The sequence below is a fragment of the Streptomyces sp. NPDC101393 genome, assembly GCF_044767385.1.
Lineage (GTDB): Bacteria > Actinomycetota > Actinomycetes > Streptomycetales > Streptomycetaceae > Streptomyces.
Genome location: NZ_JBIWNU010000002.1, coordinates 826,071 through 842,764 on the forward strand (window position 1 = coordinate 826,071; position 16,694 = coordinate 842,764).

General features: G+C 70.2%; 19 protein-coding genes. 16 read left to right on the top strand and 3 right to left on the bottom strand.

Going from position 1 to position 16,694, the window contains the following annotated elements; genetic code table 11:
• The first annotated feature begins 305 nt into the window (after window positions 1-305).
• The 12 genes from ACIRQ7_RS09350 to ACIRQ7_RS09405 all read left to right on the top strand — a co-directional run bounded on the left by ACIRQ7_RS09350 (window position 306) and on the right by ACIRQ7_RS09405 (window position 10,491).
• Window positions 306-1,523 carry a M16 family metallopeptidase gene (locus tag ACIRQ7_RS09350; protein WP_404261160.1) on the top strand — a complete coding sequence of 406 codons (1,218 nt, stop codon included), beginning with the start codon at window positions 306-308 and terminating at the stop codon, window positions 1,521-1,523.
• Window positions 1,520-2,299: a hypothetical protein gene (locus tag ACIRQ7_RS09355; protein WP_404261161.1), complete on the top strand. Its 780-nt coding sequence runs from the start codon at window positions 1,520-1,522 to the stop codon at window positions 2,297-2,299. Before ACIRQ7_RS09350 ends, ACIRQ7_RS09355 begins: the two co-directional genes overlap by 4 nt.
• Before the next feature lie 120 nt (window positions 2,300-2,419).
• On the top strand, window positions 2,420-3,046 hold the full coding sequence (locus ACIRQ7_RS09360; protein ID WP_404261163.1) for a hypothetical protein: 627 nt from the start codon (window positions 2,420-2,422) through the stop codon (window positions 3,044-3,046).
• Window positions 3,043-3,669: a hypothetical protein gene (locus ACIRQ7_RS09365; protein WP_404261164.1), complete on the top strand. Its 627-nt coding sequence runs from the start codon at window positions 3,043-3,045 to the stop codon at window positions 3,667-3,669. Before ACIRQ7_RS09360 ends, ACIRQ7_RS09365 begins: the two co-directional genes overlap by 4 nt.
• Window positions 3,666-4,154: an NUDIX domain-containing protein gene (locus ACIRQ7_RS09370; RefSeq protein WP_404261166.1), complete on the top strand. Its 489-nt coding sequence runs from the start codon at window positions 3,666-3,668 to the stop codon at window positions 4,152-4,154. Before ACIRQ7_RS09365 ends, ACIRQ7_RS09370 begins: the two co-directional genes overlap by 4 nt.
• Window positions 4,144-4,641, top strand: a complete 498-nt coding sequence (locus ACIRQ7_RS09375; protein WP_404261168.1) for a tyrosine-protein phosphatase — start codon at window positions 4,144-4,146, stop codon at window positions 4,639-4,641. The genes ACIRQ7_RS09370 and ACIRQ7_RS09375 overlap by 11 nt, the downstream gene beginning before the upstream one ends.
• Window positions 4,631-5,677 (top strand): glycosyltransferase, encoded by a 1,047-nt coding sequence (locus ACIRQ7_RS09380; RefSeq protein WP_404261170.1) that lies wholly within the window; start codon window positions 4,631-4,633, stop codon window positions 5,675-5,677. The genes ACIRQ7_RS09375 and ACIRQ7_RS09380 overlap by 11 nt, the downstream gene beginning before the upstream one ends.
• Entirely contained in the window at window positions 5,674-6,813 is a 1,140-nt protein-coding gene (locus ACIRQ7_RS09385; protein WP_404261171.1) for a glycosyltransferase family 2 protein, read from the top strand. The genes ACIRQ7_RS09380 and ACIRQ7_RS09385 overlap by 4 nt, the downstream gene beginning before the upstream one ends.
• A gap of 82 nt (window positions 6,814-6,895) precedes the next feature.
• Window positions 6,896-8,011, top strand: a complete 1,116-nt coding sequence (locus ACIRQ7_RS09390; protein WP_404261173.1) for a hypothetical protein — start codon at window positions 6,896-6,898, stop codon at window positions 8,009-8,011.
• Window positions 8,008-8,952, top strand: a complete 945-nt coding sequence (locus tag ACIRQ7_RS09395; protein ID WP_404261174.1) for an ABC transporter ATP-binding protein — start codon at window positions 8,008-8,010, stop codon at window positions 8,950-8,952. The genes ACIRQ7_RS09390 and ACIRQ7_RS09395 overlap by 4 nt, the downstream gene beginning before the upstream one ends.
• Entirely contained in the window at window positions 8,952-9,704 is a 753-nt protein-coding gene (locus tag ACIRQ7_RS09400; protein ID WP_404261175.1) for an ABC transporter permease, read from the top strand. The genes ACIRQ7_RS09395 and ACIRQ7_RS09400 overlap by 1 nt, the downstream gene beginning before the upstream one ends.
• Entirely contained in the window at window positions 9,697-10,491 is a 795-nt protein-coding gene (locus ACIRQ7_RS09405; RefSeq protein ID WP_404261177.1) for a hypothetical protein, read from the top strand. The genes ACIRQ7_RS09400 and ACIRQ7_RS09405 overlap by 8 nt, the downstream gene beginning before the upstream one ends.
• Before the next feature lie 29 nt (window positions 10,492-10,520).
• Here the strand turns inward: ACIRQ7_RS09405 and ACIRQ7_RS09410 are convergent, their stop codons facing one another.
• Window positions 10,521-11,171 carry a TetR/AcrR family transcriptional regulator gene (locus ACIRQ7_RS09410; RefSeq protein ID WP_404261179.1) on the bottom strand — a complete coding sequence of 217 codons (651 nt, stop codon included), beginning with the start codon at window positions 11,169-11,171 and terminating at the stop codon, window positions 10,521-10,523.
• 162 nt (window positions 11,172-11,333) lie between these two features.
• On the opposite strand from ACIRQ7_RS09410, the gene ACIRQ7_RS09415 reads away from it, so the two are divergent.
• Window positions 11,334-11,999: a hypothetical protein gene (locus ACIRQ7_RS09415; protein WP_404261180.1), complete on the top strand. Its 666-nt coding sequence runs from the start codon at window positions 11,334-11,336 to the stop codon at window positions 11,997-11,999.
• 153 nt (window positions 12,000-12,152) lie between these two features.
• Here the strand turns inward: ACIRQ7_RS09415 and ACIRQ7_RS09420 are convergent, their stop codons facing one another.
• The gene (locus ACIRQ7_RS09420) at window positions 12,153-12,812 is read right to left on the bottom strand and encodes a transglycosylase family protein (protein WP_404261182.1); all 660 of its coding nucleotides are present in this window, start codon (window positions 12,810-12,812) and stop codon (window positions 12,153-12,155) included.
• 639 nt (window positions 12,813-13,451) lie between these two features.
• Window positions 13,452-14,015: a hypothetical protein gene (locus ACIRQ7_RS09425; protein ID WP_401467888.1), complete on the bottom strand. Its 564-nt coding sequence runs from the start codon at window positions 14,013-14,015 to the stop codon at window positions 13,452-13,454.
• An 86-nt stretch (window positions 14,016-14,101) separates the two neighbouring features.
• Between ACIRQ7_RS09425 and ACIRQ7_RS09430 the strand changes: the two genes are divergently transcribed.
• The 3 genes from ACIRQ7_RS09430 to ACIRQ7_RS09440 all read left to right on the top strand — a co-directional run bounded on the left by ACIRQ7_RS09430 (window position 14,102) and on the right by ACIRQ7_RS09440 (window position 16,667).
• Window positions 14,102-14,491 carry a cold-shock protein gene (locus ACIRQ7_RS09430; protein ID WP_404261183.1) on the top strand — a complete coding sequence of 130 codons (390 nt, stop codon included), beginning with the start codon at window positions 14,102-14,104 and terminating at the stop codon, window positions 14,489-14,491.
• A gap of 587 nt (window positions 14,492-15,078) precedes the next feature.
• Entirely contained in the window at window positions 15,079-15,984 is a 906-nt protein-coding gene (locus ACIRQ7_RS09435; protein WP_404261185.1) for a hypothetical protein, read from the top strand.
• A gap of 2 nt (window positions 15,985-15,986) precedes the next feature.
• Window positions 15,987-16,667: a hypothetical protein gene (locus ACIRQ7_RS09440; RefSeq protein ID WP_404261186.1), complete on the top strand. Its 681-nt coding sequence runs from the start codon at window positions 15,987-15,989 to the stop codon at window positions 16,665-16,667.
• The last annotated feature ends 27 nt before the right edge of the window (window positions 16,668-16,694 follow it).

Here is a 16,694-nt window from a genome sequence, read left to right on the forward strand (position 1 = left end):
CAGTACGTCACGGGGAGCAGTACATCACCGGAGCAGCAGCCGCCAACAACGCCTTTCCGTCGCCGACATGTGCGCAATACAGAAAGCGCCATTGCCGCCTTCGTTGCGTGCTGCTTACGCTGAGGCCGTCCAATCATCCCTGAATCAAGGAGGAATTATGGCGAAGCACGCTTCGATCCTGCGTCCGCGTCTGGACAAGATCAAGCCGCAGGATCGCTGAAAAGTGATGTAGCGCGGTATGCCGCCACCTTCGGGTGGCGGCATACCTGCTCAACGGAATTGCTTTCCCCGCAGAGAGGCCTGCTGTGCATCAGTTCACAAGACTGGACGGCCCGGTACCGGTCGTCAGTCTGATCGACGAGCGGCTGAGTACGACCACCATCTGCCTGGCGTCGAGGTACGGCGCACAACAGGATCCGGCGGGGCAATGCGGACTCGCCCATGTGCTGGAGCACGTGGTGATGTCCTCCCCCGTCGGGGGCGTCCCCTCGCTGAGCGAACACGTCGAACGGCTGGGGGGCCATGCCAATGCGGAGACCGGCCTGGACCGCATGCTCTTCTATGCGCAGGTGCACCCCGACGACGCGGAGGATGTGACCGGCCTGCTCTATCGGGCCGCACTGCAACCGCGTTGGGACGAGGACGTGCTGGAACGCGAGAAGCGCGCCGTGTTCCAGGAGTTGGCCGCCGCCGCGGCGGACCCCAGCGATGTCGTCCAGGACGCGTTCCTGGCGCACCTCTTCCCCGGCCACCCCCTGGGCCATCCGGTCGGCGGGACCAGGACCGACGTCGAACGCTTCAGCACGGCGTCCGTCGCGGCGGCTCACCGTGAGCGGCTGCTGACCGCGTCGCTGTCCGTGATCGTGGTGGGCCCCGGCCTGCCCCGGACGGCCAACCCGCTGGCCGCCGGTATGGACCCGCAGACCCTCACGGCGATCGGTACCACAGCGGCGGCCCTGCCCCCTTCGCCGCCTCCGGGACCGCCGGAAGCGGTGCGCTGGCCGGCGGAGTTCGCCTGGGTCTGCGCGGGCGCACGTTCGGTGCCCGACCACGACCCGCGCCGACCGCACTTCAACGTGCTGGCCCAACTGCTCGGGGCCAGCCCCTCGTCGCTGCTGTACCGCCGGCTGCGCGGTGAGGCGGGGCTCGCCTACACCTTCCAGTCCTGGAACCGCGGATACGCCGACACCGGCGCGTGGCGCGTCCTGGCCGGGGTGGAGCCGGGCAACGGAGACGCCGTGCTCGACGTGATCCGGGCCGCGCTCGACGAGATCGCCCGCCACGGTCCCGACCCCGACGATCTGGCCTCCGCCCGGCGCCAGGAACAGATGCGGGTCCTCACCGCGGTCGACTCCCCGCTGGACTGCGCACGCTACCTGGCGCTGCGCAGCAGCGGATTCGCCTCCTGGTCCCCCACCGATGAAGTCGCGTACATCGAGGCGGTGAACGCCGACGACGTCCGCAAGGCCGCCACCCGGATACGGGACGGCTTCCGGGCCGTGGCCAGTCCGGCGGCCCCATGAGCACCCTCGACTACCTGGAGCGGGCCCGGCACGCCGGTCTCCTCGACGAGGTGCTCGGAGCGCGCTACGTGGCCGACCTCTACGAGGACCCCATCTCCGCGCGCCCGCAGATTCTGGTCGAGTACTGCGACCGGGAGCTGGCGCGGAACGCCGAGGCGCTCGGTGTGCTGGTCGAGCGGCTGGGAGAGCGCCACCCCGGGGCCGCGTCGGTTCTGCTCCGGGCGCCCGGCGACGTACGCCTGGCCACACCGTGGCGGCCCCGGTTCACCTACCTCCGTCACCTCCGTCCGGCGCAGGCCCCGCCGGTGGCCCCCGCATCGGCGGTGGCCGTGCGCCCCGCCGCGCCCGGCGACGAAGCCGCCGTCCACGGCTGGCTGGTGACGGCATTCCGTAACGCCTACCCCGGTCAGGACGTGGCGGCTCAGCATCCCGCCATCAGAGACGTGCTGGCCGCCCCGGACCGGCGCTCGTTCATCGCGCATGTCGCGGGTGAACCCCTCGGCCACGGCACGGTGCTGACCGACCAGCGGGACGAGGTCACCGGGGAGGCGTTCGCCGAGCTGGTGGACATCCTGATCGACGACGCGGCCTACCGGCGCGCGGCCACCTCCGCCCTCGTGGCGGCCCTCGCACACGCCACACGAGGGCGCCCGCTGCGCGGTCACGTGGTGCATCCCTCCGAGCCGGAAGCGGCCCGTGGTGCGGATGCGGTGGTCGAGTCGCTGCTGCGCGCCAACTGGTCCATCGATCACGTCTTCTGGGAGCGGACTTGGTGAGCGCCGCCGCGCCCCCGGAGTGGCGGGACGCCCCCACCCGAGCGGGCGGACACGGACACCACCTGCCGGCCACCCCACAGCACAGCCGCCCCTCCAGAGTGTCGAGGTGACAGGGCTACCATGCGGATTCTTATCGACGGTCTCGATCTTTCCGGGAAGACCACACTGGCCTCCCGGCTCACCACGGTGCTGCGGGAAACGCACCACCGGCCCGTGCACCACCGCGGATTCCTCTCCCCCCGCAACCCCCTGGCCGGGCCGCTGCAGAACGTCAAGGCTCCCGACCACCCCACGAGTTCCCTGCTCAACTCCTCCTATCTCGTGGGTTGCGTGCTCGACAAGGCGCTACGGGGCGCTCAGCTCTGGGAGCGGCGCGGCCTGCTCATCCAGGAGTCGTACGTGGACCGATGCCTCGCGTACGGGTATGCGAGCGGACCGTGGCCGAGCGCCAGGATCGCGCTGAGAAATCCGGGGATGTTCATCGGATTCGATCTCGCGATATACCTCAGTGCCCCATTGCACGTCCGACGGGAGCGGCTGAGCAGACGCGTCGACGCGAATTCCATCGACCGGCTGTCCGTCCTCAGCGAGACGTTCCACGACGACTTCATGGCAGCCTTGGCGATGGCCGGACGGCGGCATCGCCGGGTACTGACCTATGACACCTCGCAGCACACGACGGAGCAGATCACCGAAGAGGTGGTGCGGTGGCTGGGCGAGGCAGACCGACGGGAGACGGTCCGGTGATCACAGTGGTGGTGGAGGGCCTGGACTTCGCCGGCAAGACCACGGTCTGCCGCGAGGTGCGACGCCGGCTGACCGAGGCGGGCACGCCCGTCACGGACTCCACAACGTGCCTCTACGGACGGCCCGTCGACCGTTTCCTGGACGTGGTCTACCGGGCGCCGCGGCTGCCGTCGCTGCTGCGCAGCGCCCTGTACCACCTCGCCTACCTGGCCGATCTGCTCCCGGCGGCCCGGCACAGGAACCGGCCGGGAGGGGTCTTCCTCCAGCAGAGCTACGTCCACCGCGTGCTCGCCTACGACCGGGCAAGCGGCAGGCGCCTGCTGGGCCGGTTCGCCGGCCGGCTGGCGCGACGGCTGGCCGGGCGGGTCGACCTGTGGATCTTCCTGGACTGCCCGCTCGACGAACGCCGCCTGCGCTACCGGCGTTCGGGCGAGCGCAACGAGCGTGACGAGCGCCGTTTCTCGACCGGACAGCGGCCCTTCGAGGAGCGGCTGGAGTCCGAACTGCGCCACCTGGCGCAACAAGCCGGATACCTCTTCATCGAGAACACGGACAGCGACCACCGGAAAACAACAGACCGCATCACGGCGCTCATCGAGCAGAGCATGGAAAAGGGATCATGAAAGCAACGTGGAACGTGGAACAGGTGCCTGAAGGACTGCGGGTGCGCCAGGTCTACGGATTTCTCTTCGACACCGAAGGCCGGGTCCTGGTCCAGGACGACCACGGATACTTCAACCTGCCCGGTGGGAAGCCGGAAGCAGGAGAGGACTTCCAGGCGACCCTCTTCCGTGAGGCCGTCGAGGAAAGCCAGGTGGAAGTCGGCACGGCCGCCTACCTGGGCTACGTCAGGGTCGAGGAGCCGGACACCGAGCCCTACGCCCAGGTGCGGATGACGGCGCGGATCACCCGCTTCCTCGACCGCGCTCCCGACGTGTCGACGGGCCGTCTCCTGCGGCGGCTGATGACGCCGGTGGACAAGGCCCCCGGGTTGCTCGACTGGGGCGACATCGGCTTCGCGCAGGCCGACGTGGCGGCCGACGTCGCACGGCGGGACCTGGGAATCCTGCTGGCCGGGCCGGACACGGAGGCGGTCTATGCCGACTGAGCCGCGCACCGAAGCCGGCGCCACGGACCGCGCGTGGCCCGTCCTGCCCCAGGTGTACGCCGCCGACTGCCGCACCGCGGAATGGGCCTTGCCCGACCGGCCGACCACCGTGGTCTGCCTGTCCAGGACCCTTCCCGGCCCCGACGTGTACGACCGGGCGCGGGCGCCGCTGTCCCGGGTGCTGCACCGGCCGTTCACCTACTGGGAGTCGGCGGACCCCGTCACGCTCCTGGACCGCCTGGTCCAGGAGATATCCGACTGCGCGAGCCGGGAGCAGACCGTCGTCCACTGCACGCTCGGCCTCGACCGCACGGGCGTCGTCGCGCTCGCCCTGCTGCTGCGGGACGCCTCCGGGCTCGGCGACGCGCTGCGCCGCTACCAGGCCAGAGGTGTCCGCTTACCCCGCGAGGACGCGATGGACGTCCTGACCCGCTACGCGCACCGCGAGCCGTGGACCGCGCGCAAGGAGGCCGGGCATGCGCATTGACGTGATCGTTCCCGGAACATCCTGGTTCGACCCCGCCGACCTCGACGGACGCGGCCTCGGCGGCAACGAGGCGACCCTCGTCCTGTGGTGGCGCGAGATGCGCGCACGCGGCATCGACTTCCGGGTGGTGCTCGACGGGCCCGGCACGCGTGAACTGCGGGACACGGGCTGGCTGGGCGGCGATCAGTACCCCGGCCCGGCCGGCGCCGATGTCCTGGTCGCCTTCCGGGACGCGGCGCCCCTGCTGACCGCGCCTGAGGGACCGCTGCGCGTGCTCTTCGTCGGCGACCGCAAGACCCCCGGCGTCGAGGCGCTGGACGCCGCGGGCGCCTGCGATCTGGCACTCGTCGGCTCGTACGCGGCGCGGGACCGCTACGCGCCGCTGCTGCGCCCGCGGCACGGCTACCACGTGGACAACCTCGGCCACGCCCTGCCGCACGTCGACGACGTCGCACGCCGCCGCTTCCAGTGCGTGCACATGGCGGCGCCCTACCGCGGGCTGGGGCAGCTGCTGCGCCTGTGGCCCCGCATCCGCGAACGGGTACCGCAGGCACGACTGGTGGTCCTCGGCGGCTACGAACTGTGGGGCTACTCCCCGGAGTACGCCGGAGACCTGGCTTCGAGTGAAGTCCCCGGGCTCGCCGGGCTCCCGGCCGGCGTCAGCCGCCTCGGGCCGGTGCCCCGCCACCGCTACGCGCAGATCATCCGTGAGAGCGAGGTCATGCTGTACCCGACGGCGTACGAGGAGATGTGCTGCATCAGCGCACTGGAATGTGTGGCGCTCGGCACGGTTCCGGTCCTCTCGGCGGTCGCGGCACTGCGGGAGCGCGTCACTCCCGGATCCACCGGAGTGCTGGTGGAGGGCGACATCACCGACCCGGCCGTGGAGGAACGCTTCGTGGACGAGACCGCCCGGCTGCTGCTCGACGAGGAACGTCTGCGCCGCATGAGTGCCGAGGCGGTGGAGGCCGCGAAGGCCGACGCCGTCGACCGGGTCGTCGACCGGCTGCTCACCCGGATCGGGGCCTGCCGGTGAGCGCCCGCACCGATCCGGACACGGAGTACGAGCTGCTGGTGGCCGTGGTGACCAACACGGTCCCCGAGTCGACCCTGTCGCTGGTGCTGGACGCCCTGCGGAGGGAGGGGACGGAACCGGTGGACGTCGTCGTCCTCTACACCGGGTCCCCGCAGGCCGCGGCCGGCCGCACCCTGGACGCGCTGCTCCGTGACCGGAACGTGGACGTCATGAGGACACCGCACGCCATGCGAGCCGGCGAGGCCCGGCAGTTCCTGATCGAACACACGGCGCGGTACCGCTTCGTGGCGTTCCTGGACGACGACTGCGTGCCCCTGCCGGGCTGGCTTCCGGCCGTGCGGGCGGCATGCGCGGATCCGCTGCCCACCGCCCTGTTCTTCGGGCCCCGCTACCCGGTCGCCGCGGCCGGGGCAGGCTCTCTGGTACGGGCGTTGGAGACCCGGTCCTCGCGGAAACTGGCTCTGGTCACCGGGCCCGACGCCCCCGAAGCCGTGGTCGACCCGAAGGTCCTGTCCGCGGCCGGCAACATCATCGTCAGTGTGGCGGCGGCCGGCGAACTCGGGCTGACCGGGCCGCTGTTCTCCCGTACCGCCTTCGAGGACGTCGACTTTCAGTTGCGGGCCGCCCGGCACGGCTGGATCGTGCAGTTCCACAGCCGCCTCGAAGTGGAGCACCACGACGAGCTCGACGTGTCCGCCCTGCTGCGCAAGTCGTGGCACTCGGGCAAGGGCATGGCCAGGTGCTCCGCCCTGTATGCCGCGGACTTCTGGCAGCGGTGCCGGTGGCGGCCCTGGCGTGCCCTGGTGTCCTGGGCCGTGGCGCTGGCGTGTCTGGGGGCCGCGCTCCTCCAGCCATGGGCGGCAGCCGGGGCCCTGCTGCCCGTCGTCGCCAACACCTGTCTCCACCTGCGCGAACTGCGCGGCGCCCCGTTGCTCCACCGGGCGACGTACCTCCTGGTCAAACCGGTCCGCGACCTGGCCATCGGACTCGGTTTCGTCACGCACCGCATAGCGGGCCGGTTCGCGTCCCGGCCCAACGGGAACCGGGTGGCGCTCCCGGCCGGGGCGACCACCGCTGCGGCGCAGCGTGGAGCACTCAACGAACGTGGCGACATGGGCACTTCACGTACCCACTAGGCCGTGACGGCGACCACCCCATCACCGCTTTGCCGGCAGGCGTCGATCACCGTCGCCCTCCCGGACCGAGGAAGGAAGCACCGTGGACCACCTGCCCGCCGCGCGCTCCGCGCCTGTGGACATCACGCTCGACCTGCTGTACGAGCTCCTCGGCATCGAGCGGCACTGGGAACCCATCCTGCTGCTGCGCAACGCGCGCATCGTACGAGGGCATCTTCCGCCCCTGGTGCTCTCCGTGGCACGCACGTCGGGCGCCGCGATGGGCCCGGGTTCCCTGGCGGAGCTCGACCGGATGCAGCGCAGGGCCGCCACCTACCGGGCGATCGCGGACGAGCTCACCCGGATACCGGGCACCCGGGTGCTCAAGGGGCCCTCGCTGGCTGCCCGTTATCCCGAGGGCGTGCTGCGCCCGCTCGGCGACCTCGATGTGGTGGTCCCCGATGAGCCCCGCCTGTGGCAGGCGGCGTCCCGCGTACTCGCCGGCCGGCCCGTCGACGGCATCGACATCACCGTCCTCCGCGCCGATGGGACACGGCACACGGCCATCGCCCTGCACTGGCCTTCCGAGGACCCGATGATCGACCCCGAACTCAAAGTGGAAATCTCCACGTTCGCCTACCCGGGCGACTCCGGCGCCGTCCCGCTGCGCGCCGCCACCCCGCCCGAGCAGGTCCAGGCGGATGTGCTCGCACTCGCCGAGGAGAGGTTCCAACGCCCCTTCACCGCAAAGGACATGCTCGACCTGGCGGTGGTCTTCTCCTCCCCCGGCCTGCCACCCTGGGCCGACCTCGCGCGGACCGCGGACCGCTTCCGTCTGGCGCCCGAACTCCTGGAGTTGTGCCAGGCGGTCTCCGGCCTCCCGGCGCTGGCGCACACCGTCCCCCGGGAGCTGACCCGCGCTCTGGAGGAGTGGGCGCCGGCCGAGCAGGACAGGCGCCGCGCCGTTGCGGTCGACGCCGCCCCTGCCGACCGGACCGCGACGGTCCGCGAACGCCTCGACGCCGGGATGCCGGTCCACGGCATGCTCCTCAAGAGGGCCGACACCCCGCGGGCGGACGCGTACGCGGTCACCGAGGACTTCTCCGACGGAACGCTGCTGCGCACACCCGTCGGCGACTTCCTCCTGGTGGACGGCGAGATCGTCGACCCCGGGCAGTACGAGTCCGCCCTCGCCGCCGTCCGCGAGGCCGTGCGTTGACCGCCCTCGACGTCCAGCACCTCGCCCGCCGGTTCCGTACCCGGCGCGGCAAAGAGGTCGTGGCGCTCGACGACGTCAGCCTTTCCGCGGAGCGCGGCGAGGTCGTCGGCCTGCTCGGCCCCAACGGGGCGGGAAAGACCACCCTCTCCCGCATCCTCACCACCCTCTTGGTACCCAGTTCCGGAACCGCGCGCGTCCTGGGCTTCGACGTGGTCGCGGACCCGGAGCCGGTGCGCCGGCGGACCGGCCTGGTCCTCGGCGGCGAACGCGGCCTGTACAGCAGGCTGACCGCCCGGCAGAACCTGCGCTACTGGGCGGCCCTGCAGGGGCTGGCCTCCTCCGACGCCCGGCGGCGCACCGAGGAACTCATCGCCCGCATGGGACTCGCCGAGCGTGCCGACGACCGTCTGGAGACCTTCTCCCGCGGCATGATCCAGCGGGTTCACCTGGCCCGTGCGCTGCTCCACCGGCCGGAGTTGATCGTCCTGGACGAGCCGACCGCCGGGATGGACCCCAACGCCGCGGCCGGTTTCCGCACGATGGTGCGGGAACTCCGGTCGACCGGCGTGACGATCCTGCTGGCCACCCACGACATGGCCGAAGCCCAGGCGCTCTGCACCCGGGTGGCCCTGATCGACCGCGGCCGGCTGTTGCGCATCGGAGCCCCCGAGGCACTCCTCACCGAACTGGGCCGCTACCACGTCATCACCGCCGTCGGCGTGGACGTGGCGACCGCCGCACACGTCCGCGCGCTACCGGGTGTCCGCCGTGCCGAACACGACGCCGAGGGCTCCTTGCGCGTCGAGGCCGCGGGAGCCGGCACCCCCACCAAGGTCATGGGCCTGCTCGCCCGGTCACCCGCCTCCCACGTGACCATGACGGCCCCCAGCCTGAGCGACGTCTACCGCAGCGTCATCGAAGACCGCGAACTGGCGGTGTGATGGGTTCCTACTTCCGGGCGCAGTGGTGGCTGCTGCTCCGCTCGCCCCGGCTGCTCGGCCCGCTGGTGGTCACCCCGCTGTACTCCCTGGTCTTCTTCTCGGTGCTGCGCGAACACCACAGGGCCGGACTGGCGACCACGGTGGCCACCACCGCGTTCCTGATGAGCATGTGGTCCCAGGCCGTCTTCGTCGCCTCCGACGCCGTCGACTACGACCGCTGGGAGGGCACCCTCGAAGCGGGGCTGGTCAACCCCCGGCGCTACGCCGACGCCCTGGCGGTACGCGTGCTGACCACCACCGCGGTGAGCCTGCCCGCGTTCGGCGAGATCCTGCTGATCGGGCGCCTCGGCTTCGGCTACCCGATCACCGTCGCGCACCCCGTCCTCACCTGCCTGGTGCTGCTCCTGGTGCTGTGCGGAAGCGCCGGGATCGCCCTCACCATCAGCGGGCTGCTGGTCGTCGTGCGCGGGGCCAGGACGCTGCAGAACGCCATGACCTACCCGTTCTACCTGCTGGCCGGCCTCGTCCTGCCCGTCGCCGCACTGCCGACGGCGTTGCAGTGGCCCGCCCGCGCCTTCTACCTCTCGTGGGGTGCGACGTCGCTGCGCGCCGCCATCGGCGAGACCGGCTTCGACCTCACGGCGCTGGGCGTGCTGGCGCTTCTGGCGCCGCTGCAGGCAGTTGCCGGCTACCTGATCCTGCGCCGGATCCTGAACCGCGCGCGCGAGGGCAAGGTGATCCTGCATGGCTGACCGCGTGGAACTGTTCCTCACCAGGCTGTGGTTCGGTGTGATCAGCAGCTTCCAGGACTACCGGGCGATGTTCACCTGGCGCTCCTGGCTCTTCGGCTGGGTGCTGCGGCTGGTTTCGCAGGTGCTGTTCTTCGCCTCGCTCGGCCGACTCGTCGGCTCCGTGCACACCGAGCAGGCGATCGCCCTGGGCAACGCGATGGTCCTGGGTCCGCTCGGCGCGCTCGGTGTGGTCTCCTCCTGCGTCGGCGAACGGCGAGGCGGCACCCTCCAGTTCATCGTCATCAGCTCCAGCAGCCCCTTCCTGGTGATCGCCTCACGCGGGCTGTACTGGGTCGCCGACGGCTTCCTGACCTCCTGTGTGGTGATGGTGCTCCTCCCCTGGATCGTGGGCCTCCAGATGGCCTGGACGGCGCTGCCGCTGGTGCTCGCGCTGCAAGCCCTGATCACGTTGAGCGGCTACGGCCTGGCGCTGACGCTGGCCGGGGTCAGTCTCCGCTGGCCCGAGAGCCGGATGTATCTGACGGGCGGCACCACGATCGCCGTGCTTCTCCTCGCGGGCGTGAACGTCGCCCGGCCCACGCACGGTCTCGCCGGGCTCCTGGCCACCGTGGTCCCGGCCGCGCACGGCCTGGCCGCAGCACGCCAGGCCGTCGCCGGCCACGGTGTGCCCGTCGGGCCGGTACTCGCCGAAGTCGCCGTCATGCTCGGCTGGGGAGCGGTCGGCTGCGCGGGGATGGCCCTCGCCCTCCGCCGCTCCGGCCCCCACCTGTCGCGGCTGCTCGGCTGAGCACGACCGGCACGGGTCGTACCCGGCGATCAGGGGCGCGCGGCGTGGCGGCGGTCGGGAGTGTGCAGGTAGGCGATCGCCATATCGCTGAGTTCGTCCGCGTACCGGCGCCGGGCCGCCTCGCCGGTGGCGGGGTCGGGGCGTACGGAGTTGTGGAAGCAGGCACCGAGGATGGCACGCGCCACGGTGTCCAGCGCTGTTTTTGGGTCGGAGCGCCGGATCTGGCGGGTGTAGGGAGCTGCTGCGTCGAGGAGGTGGCGGTGGATTGCGGTGATGGTGCGCGCCCCGCGGTCCACCGCGCCGGTCACCCGCGCACGCAGCAGTTCGGGGAAGAGGTTGCCGCCGTCGGCGAAGGACTGCAGCAGTGCGTGCGCGTACGCGTCCATCACGCCGGAGAGTGACGGCTCGGCCGTGCGCAGTTGCTCGGCCACGTACTCCTCGCGCCGTTCCAGCATGCGCTCGGTCAGGGCGGTGATCAGCTGCTCTTTGCCCTCGAAGCGGCGGTAGATCGAGCCGACCGCCACCCCGGCGCGGTCCGCGACGCCGGTGATCGTCATCTCCTCCAGGCCGGACGAGGAGGCGATCTCCTCGGCCGCCCGCAGTACACGAGCCAGTGTCGCGGCGCTGCGCGCCTGTCGGGGTTCCCGGTAGGGCGCCGGGCGATCCGGCTCATCAGTCATGTCCCGCATGGTAGCGGCGGCGATCTTTGCAGGTCCTTTTGCCAAGTGGTGCGCTCCTCCCGACCCCGGGTAATATGCGAATGCGAGTTCACATTCACATTCTATGGGAGGTCACCCATGCCCGACAGCCAGAGTTCCCCGCAGACTTCTCCGACCGTTGCCGTGACGCTCGAGTCGGGACCCACCGGCGCGGGGAGCATCGACGATTTCGAGCTCTTCTACGCCCGCCGCGCCCTGGACCGCCTCCGGACACGGCTGGGACGCCAGGGCCTGCTCGACCTGCTGGCCGCGGACATCGAAGAAGGCAATTCCTTCCTGCGGGAGAGCGCCCGCACCTCCGGCGGCGGCTTCACGGCCGGCACCACCGTGCTCACGGCGCAGGGCCTTACGTCGGGCGCGTTCCTGGCCTGGATGGACAAGGCCTTCGCAGGCAACGAGCAGGCACTCCTCGCGGCGCACCCCGAGCACTACGTGATGGCCCCCGAGGCCGACGGATCGTTCCATGTGGTGGAGAACATCGGCCCCCACGTCTGCTCCTTCTTTATGGGCGGCTGGGGAACGGATGCGCTGGCATGGGCCGCCGACGCGGACGAACTCCTCCCGGAGTCCGAGTTTCCGCACACGATGTCCTCGAACCTCTTCCTGAGCGACGGCACCGTCGTCGGACGGGCGATGACCCAGTTCGGTGACACCGCTGACGGCTTCACCGCAAGCCTGACGGTCCACCTGCCCACCACCTGCCCGGAAGAGGTCCTGGAGCACCACCTGCGGCACTACGCCGTCGAGTTCAGGAACTGGATCACCGCCGCGGCAGCGGCCGGCGCCTGAGGGACCGCAGGTGACGGAACCCGTACGCGCCCCCGCGGCAGAGGGTGGGCGTACGGGCTCCCGCGCCTACGCGCCTACACACCTACGCACCTACGCACCTACGCACCTACGCACCTACGCACCTACGCACAGTCAACGGCACGCCAAGACGCCTCAGCCGGCGCCGGAATGTCGTACGGCGAGCCGCATTCCCGGGTGAATGAGATGCGGGTTCGCGCCGATCACCTGGCGGTTGAGTCGATAGAACTGCTGCCAGCCCAAGCCGTGGGCGTAGGCGATACCGCTCACCGTGTCCCCGGAGTTGACGACGACCGAGGTACCGCGCCCCCGGTGGGGCCGCGCCTTGTGCTGCTTCTGGGGAAGCGGGTGCCGCACGCGGTCGCGGTCCGGCGCGGTGACCGTCCGGCGCGGCATGCCGCCGCCGGTGGCCGAGTTGAGTCCCAGCGAGTGCGAGCAGGCGGGCCAGGCGCCCCAGCCCTGCCGGGCCAATACCCGTTGCGCCACGTGGATCTGCTGCTCCCTGGTCGCCCGCGACGCCCGTGACGCGTATGCGCCGCCGCCGAAGGAGCGCCAGGTGGAGTCGGTGAACTGCAGTCCACCGGTGAAGCCGTTCCCCGTGTCGATGTGCCAGTTTCCTCCGCTCTCGCATCCGGCCAGGCGGTCCCATGCCCCACCGCTGGCCCCGGCCGTCCCCTCGGCTGCCAGGTTCAGCGTGCCGGCCGCCAACAGGACCGCCGCCGCGGTGACGCCCCGGGCCCCGAGGCCCCGGAATTCGCTACGCGCGGTTGTTTGCGATACCTGAGGAAATCCCATGTGCTGCGCTCCCGTCGATTGCCGCGCAGTGCTGCGGCGGCTGTTCGGAATTGCTGCCTGTGCGTGCCGTGCGGTCGAGAGGTGAGGTGGTGGTCGGTGATGTCCGCCAGGCAGCAGCAAGGTGACGTGGAGGAGACAACCACGCACGGAGTTCGCCCCGGCAGAGCGCGCAGTAGCGCCTCCGCAGCCCGCCCTGTCCCCTTGACGCCGGGCCGACCGCGATGTCTGCGCAGGACGTGCCGGTCCGCCGAGGAGGGGCGCATGCCTCGGGACGGAGGTACGAACTCCGCATACGCCGTTCCCGCTTGCCCGCTTCGGGGGCGTCTGTGAGGGCGCATCCGCCGGGGTCGGTGCACACGCGCCGCGGGGGTCCCCATGCACCGCGCACGGCCCCGGCACGGCGCAACGGCCCGAGCCTTACGTGGGGTTTCGGCCCGCTGGGCAGGCGTCCGGGCACGGCGCGGCCCTCCGGCCGGCTCCGCCGGAGGGCCGTTGGGTGGTCGCGCGCACCATGGCCGAGGGGCGGCGGCTCCGCAAAGCCGCCCCCGACCGCCGGCCGGAAGCGGAAGAGGGCCCGCCACGCTTCCGCGTGACGGGCCCTTCATGAAGCGGCGTGCTCCCGCAACGGGAGCACTCAGGTCACTTGTTCAGGACGACCTTGCTGGTGACCGTCGGGGCGGCGACCGAGGCTCGCGCCTTCTTGCCCGGGTTGATGGCGTACTTGAAGTGGAAGCCCACCGTGGCCTTGCCGGTCTTGTTGCCGACCTGCACCGGGAACACACAGGTCCCGGACAGCCCGTAGACCTTCTTCGCCTTGTGCGGGTGCGCCTTGCTACCCACCTTGGAGTGCCACTGGTAGCCCACCGGGATCGACCCGTGGGTGTCGTGGTACTTGCCGTTCAGGCCCTTGGCCGTGCACTTCATCGGGCCGCGGGCGATGGACTTCAGCTTCTTGTTCGTGACCTTCCACGACCAGGGCATCGGGTAGTACTTGTGGTACTTGCCCGTCAGATCGACCTGGGCATGGAGGACCCCGGCCTTCCGCTTCGCCTTGGGCGTCACGTAGCTCTGGTGCTTGGGAGTGAACACGGTGGTCTTCTGGGCCTTCACGTTCGCCGGGGCGGCCTCGGCCGCACCCATGCCTCCCATGGCCACCATGACCACCACGCCGGACGCGACAGCCGTACGGCCCAGACGGTTCATCTTCCGGGGAGCGGCGGCCTGCCGGCCGGCTGAGCGTATCGCCGTGATCTGCAAAGTATCTCCATTCCGGGTAGCGGAAAGAGGCGTTGACGCTCTTTCCGCGCTGTGCTGACAATGTGTGGTCCTGCAGGAGTCAGAGAAGTTTTGGGGGAGTCATCACCAGCCATCCGGTTCATGGAACCGTCCAGTCGTGGGACAACGAGGAGGGGTGGGGCGTACTGACCTCACCCGGCATTCAGGGCGAGATCTGGGCCCATTTCTCCGCCGTATACGCGAAACCAGGTGCGTTCGCCTCCCTGGACCCGGGAGAGAGCGTCCTTTTCACCTGGGAGGAATTTCCGCAGGACGGCTACTCCTACCGGGCACTTCACGTACGCCGCCCCGGCGATCCGGAGACCGACTGGGAAGAAGCCGAGCAGGATGACGACGACGCGGGTGACGTGTCATACATCCGCATCGAACTCGACCCGGAGTGATATCAGCGGCCCCCCTCAACCCTTCCGACCCCGGGCATCGAACATAGAGCCGTGGGGCCCGAGTTAGGTAGATCCCTAAAGGTCACTGCCCCAAGGGGAGGGCGACCGGGGCCGCGACGGTGAGCTGAACGCGAGGTACGGCGCGCGCCGGAGTCTGCGGTGAGCGGGCCGGGCACAGGCGCCTGAACCGGGCAACATCCCGGTTCAGGCGCCTTTTGCCGTTGCGCGCAGCGTGTTGGGCGGAGGCGGGGCGGGCCGCGCGTGGCGATGCCGCGCCGCTGGTCCCGACCGTCCCGACGTCACCGATCGCGCGCATCAGCTTCATTTCATGGCCATTTCATTGCGTCCCGTCATGGTGGGCGAGTCGCCACCGAAAACCGTGCGGAATCTCGGGAAGCGGTGGCGCACACGCCGCTCGGCACGGGAACTCGGCACGGGGGACTCATCACGCCGTGGGCGTCGTCGGGGATTGCACTCCACCGACGTCCGACGCGCGCTTTCTCACGCACATGAGAATGGGCCCCTCCCCTTGTCGGGCAGTCTCGTCGCCCCTCCAGCAAGGGATTGAGATGGCCAGATTGCGATCGGTGGGCGAGGGCGTGCGGCTGCCACTCAGAGGCAAGTCCTTCCTGGCCGCGCTGGTGGTGCTGTTCGCACTGTTCGGGTTCATCTCCCCCGCGGAGGCGAAACCGGTCCAGCCCCTGGACCTGTGCTCGGCGCAGGCTGCGCAGGTCAGGCAACTAGCCGCCGATATCCAGGCGCACAACGCGCGTCCGCATGTCTTCCGGATGCCACAGCAATCCGCGGCATCGGCGGCATACAACGCGGAGAAGGCGCTCCTGGAATCCCGTAGGACCGCTGTCTTTGCCCAACTGCGGGCCTGTATGCAGGCGATGCAGGCGCTCCAGGCCGTGGGCACGAGCCCCTTGGGCCTCAAGTCGCCTGTCCGGCGGACGCTGGACAAGATCGAGCGGGCCCGGGAGCAGGTTCCGTCGAACTGGACCGCACCCCCACCGCCCAAAAGGGGAAGCAACTGGGAAATTCCCAAGAACTCCGTGATACGTCCGGTCTACGACGCCCTCCGAAAGGGCAACCCGGGACGAGTGGGCAACATCCCGCTACGAGGCATCGCGCGGCCGCGCGTCACGGACAGGGATCCGGCATATCCCGCCGCGTCGGGCCGTAAGATCGGCGCCTGGGACTCCGGGAGGTCGAAGGTCTCGCCGGACCACATCATCCCGTTGGCTGAACTCGTGCAGATGCGGGGCTTCATGAAGCTCACGCCCACGAACATGTACGTGCTCTCGCGCGCCCCGCTGAACTTTCAGTGGATGTCGAGGTCGGCGAACGAATCGAAGCAATCTCGGAGCGCGGCGTATGTGTCGGGGGCCGACCCGAAATGGATCAACGACCAGGTCACGCTGGAGAACGAGACCCGTAAGAAGTTGCAGGAGATCATCGACCAGCTCCTCAAGAGCCAGTACCGAAGGTAGCCATGGACTCTGCAGAAATCGCCGCCACACTGGAGGAATGGTCACTGACGTTTGTCGGGGACCGCTCCGGGGAGGCCGCTCGTATCCCTGAGGCGTGGCGGCCGATCGCGCTGTCGGCCGAGGCGGAAGACCGTCGGAGGACGGCGCTGTCGCTGTGGAACCAGGGTTTCCTCGACCTGATTCCCGAGTTCGCCGAGGTGCTGCACGCGCACTGCGTCGACGTGCGCGCCTGTATCACCGACGGCTCTCCCGTACTGGTCTACGTTCTGGAGACGGAAGACGGCGACCTGGTCTCCTGGGTCGGCTATGACCCCGCCACCTTCGAGGAGCCCGCATTCTGGGAGAGCTTCCCCGAAGCGGTAAGGGTGTTCCTGCACCAGGTTCATGCGGGCTTCGTCTCGGCGAGCAGGGACGCCTTCGGCGTGGCACGGCCCGCCGGTATGGGCACCCTCGCCGAGTTGTCCGACTTCCCCGACGGCGTGCCCGGCTGGGAGGGCGCATCGCGCCTTTCATCAACGCGCCTGCTGCAGGTCACGACCGACGGCGGCCTCCTCAAGTACTGCCTGTCCCCGGACCTCGCCGTGGGAAAGGTCGCCCTCGTCTACGAAGGCGATATCGACCCCAAGGACTTCGGTCAGGAGCTGGACGACCTCCTGATGTTGCGCTTCGAGGACCCGTCCTGATCAGAAAGGCGTTGCCATGGCACATCC

Coding starts and splice junctions, on each gene's coding strand:
- ACIRQ7_RS09355 (WP_404261161.1), top strand. CDS start 1,520: ATGAGCACCCTCGACTACCTGGAGCGGGCCCGGCACGCCGGTCTCCTC.
- ACIRQ7_RS09360 (WP_404261163.1), top strand. CDS start 2,420: ATGCGGATTCTTATCGACGGTCTCGATCTTTCCGGGAAGACCACACTG.
- ACIRQ7_RS09370 (WP_404261166.1), top strand. CDS start 3,666: ATGAAAGCAACGTGGAACGTGGAACAGGTGCCTGAAGGACTGCGGGTG.
- ACIRQ7_RS09375 (WP_404261168.1), top strand. CDS start 4,144: ATGCCGACTGAGCCGCGCACCGAAGCCGGCGCCACGGACCGCGCGTGG.
- ACIRQ7_RS09380 (WP_404261170.1), top strand. CDS start 4,631: ATGCGCATTGACGTGATCGTTCCCGGAACATCCTGGTTCGACCCCGCC.
- ACIRQ7_RS09400 (WP_404261175.1), top strand. CDS start 8,952: ATGGGTTCCTACTTCCGGGCGCAGTGGTGGCTGCTGCTCCGCTCGCCC.
- ACIRQ7_RS09405 (WP_404261177.1), top strand. CDS start 9,697: ATGGCTGACCGCGTGGAACTGTTCCTCACCAGGCTGTGGTTCGGTGTG.
- ACIRQ7_RS09410 (WP_404261179.1), bottom strand. CDS start 11,171: ATGACTGATGAGCCGGATCGCCCGGCGCCCTACCGGGAACCCCGACAG.
- ACIRQ7_RS09420 (WP_404261182.1), bottom strand. CDS start 12,812: ATGGGATTTCCTCAGGTATCGCAAACAACCGCGCGTAGCGAATTCCGG.
- ACIRQ7_RS09425 (WP_401467888.1), bottom strand. CDS start 14,015: ATGAACCGTCTGGGCCGTACGGCTGTCGCGTCCGGCGTGGTGGTCATG.
- ACIRQ7_RS09440 (WP_404261186.1), top strand. CDS start 15,987: ATGGACTCTGCAGAAATCGCCGCCACACTGGAGGAATGGTCACTGACG.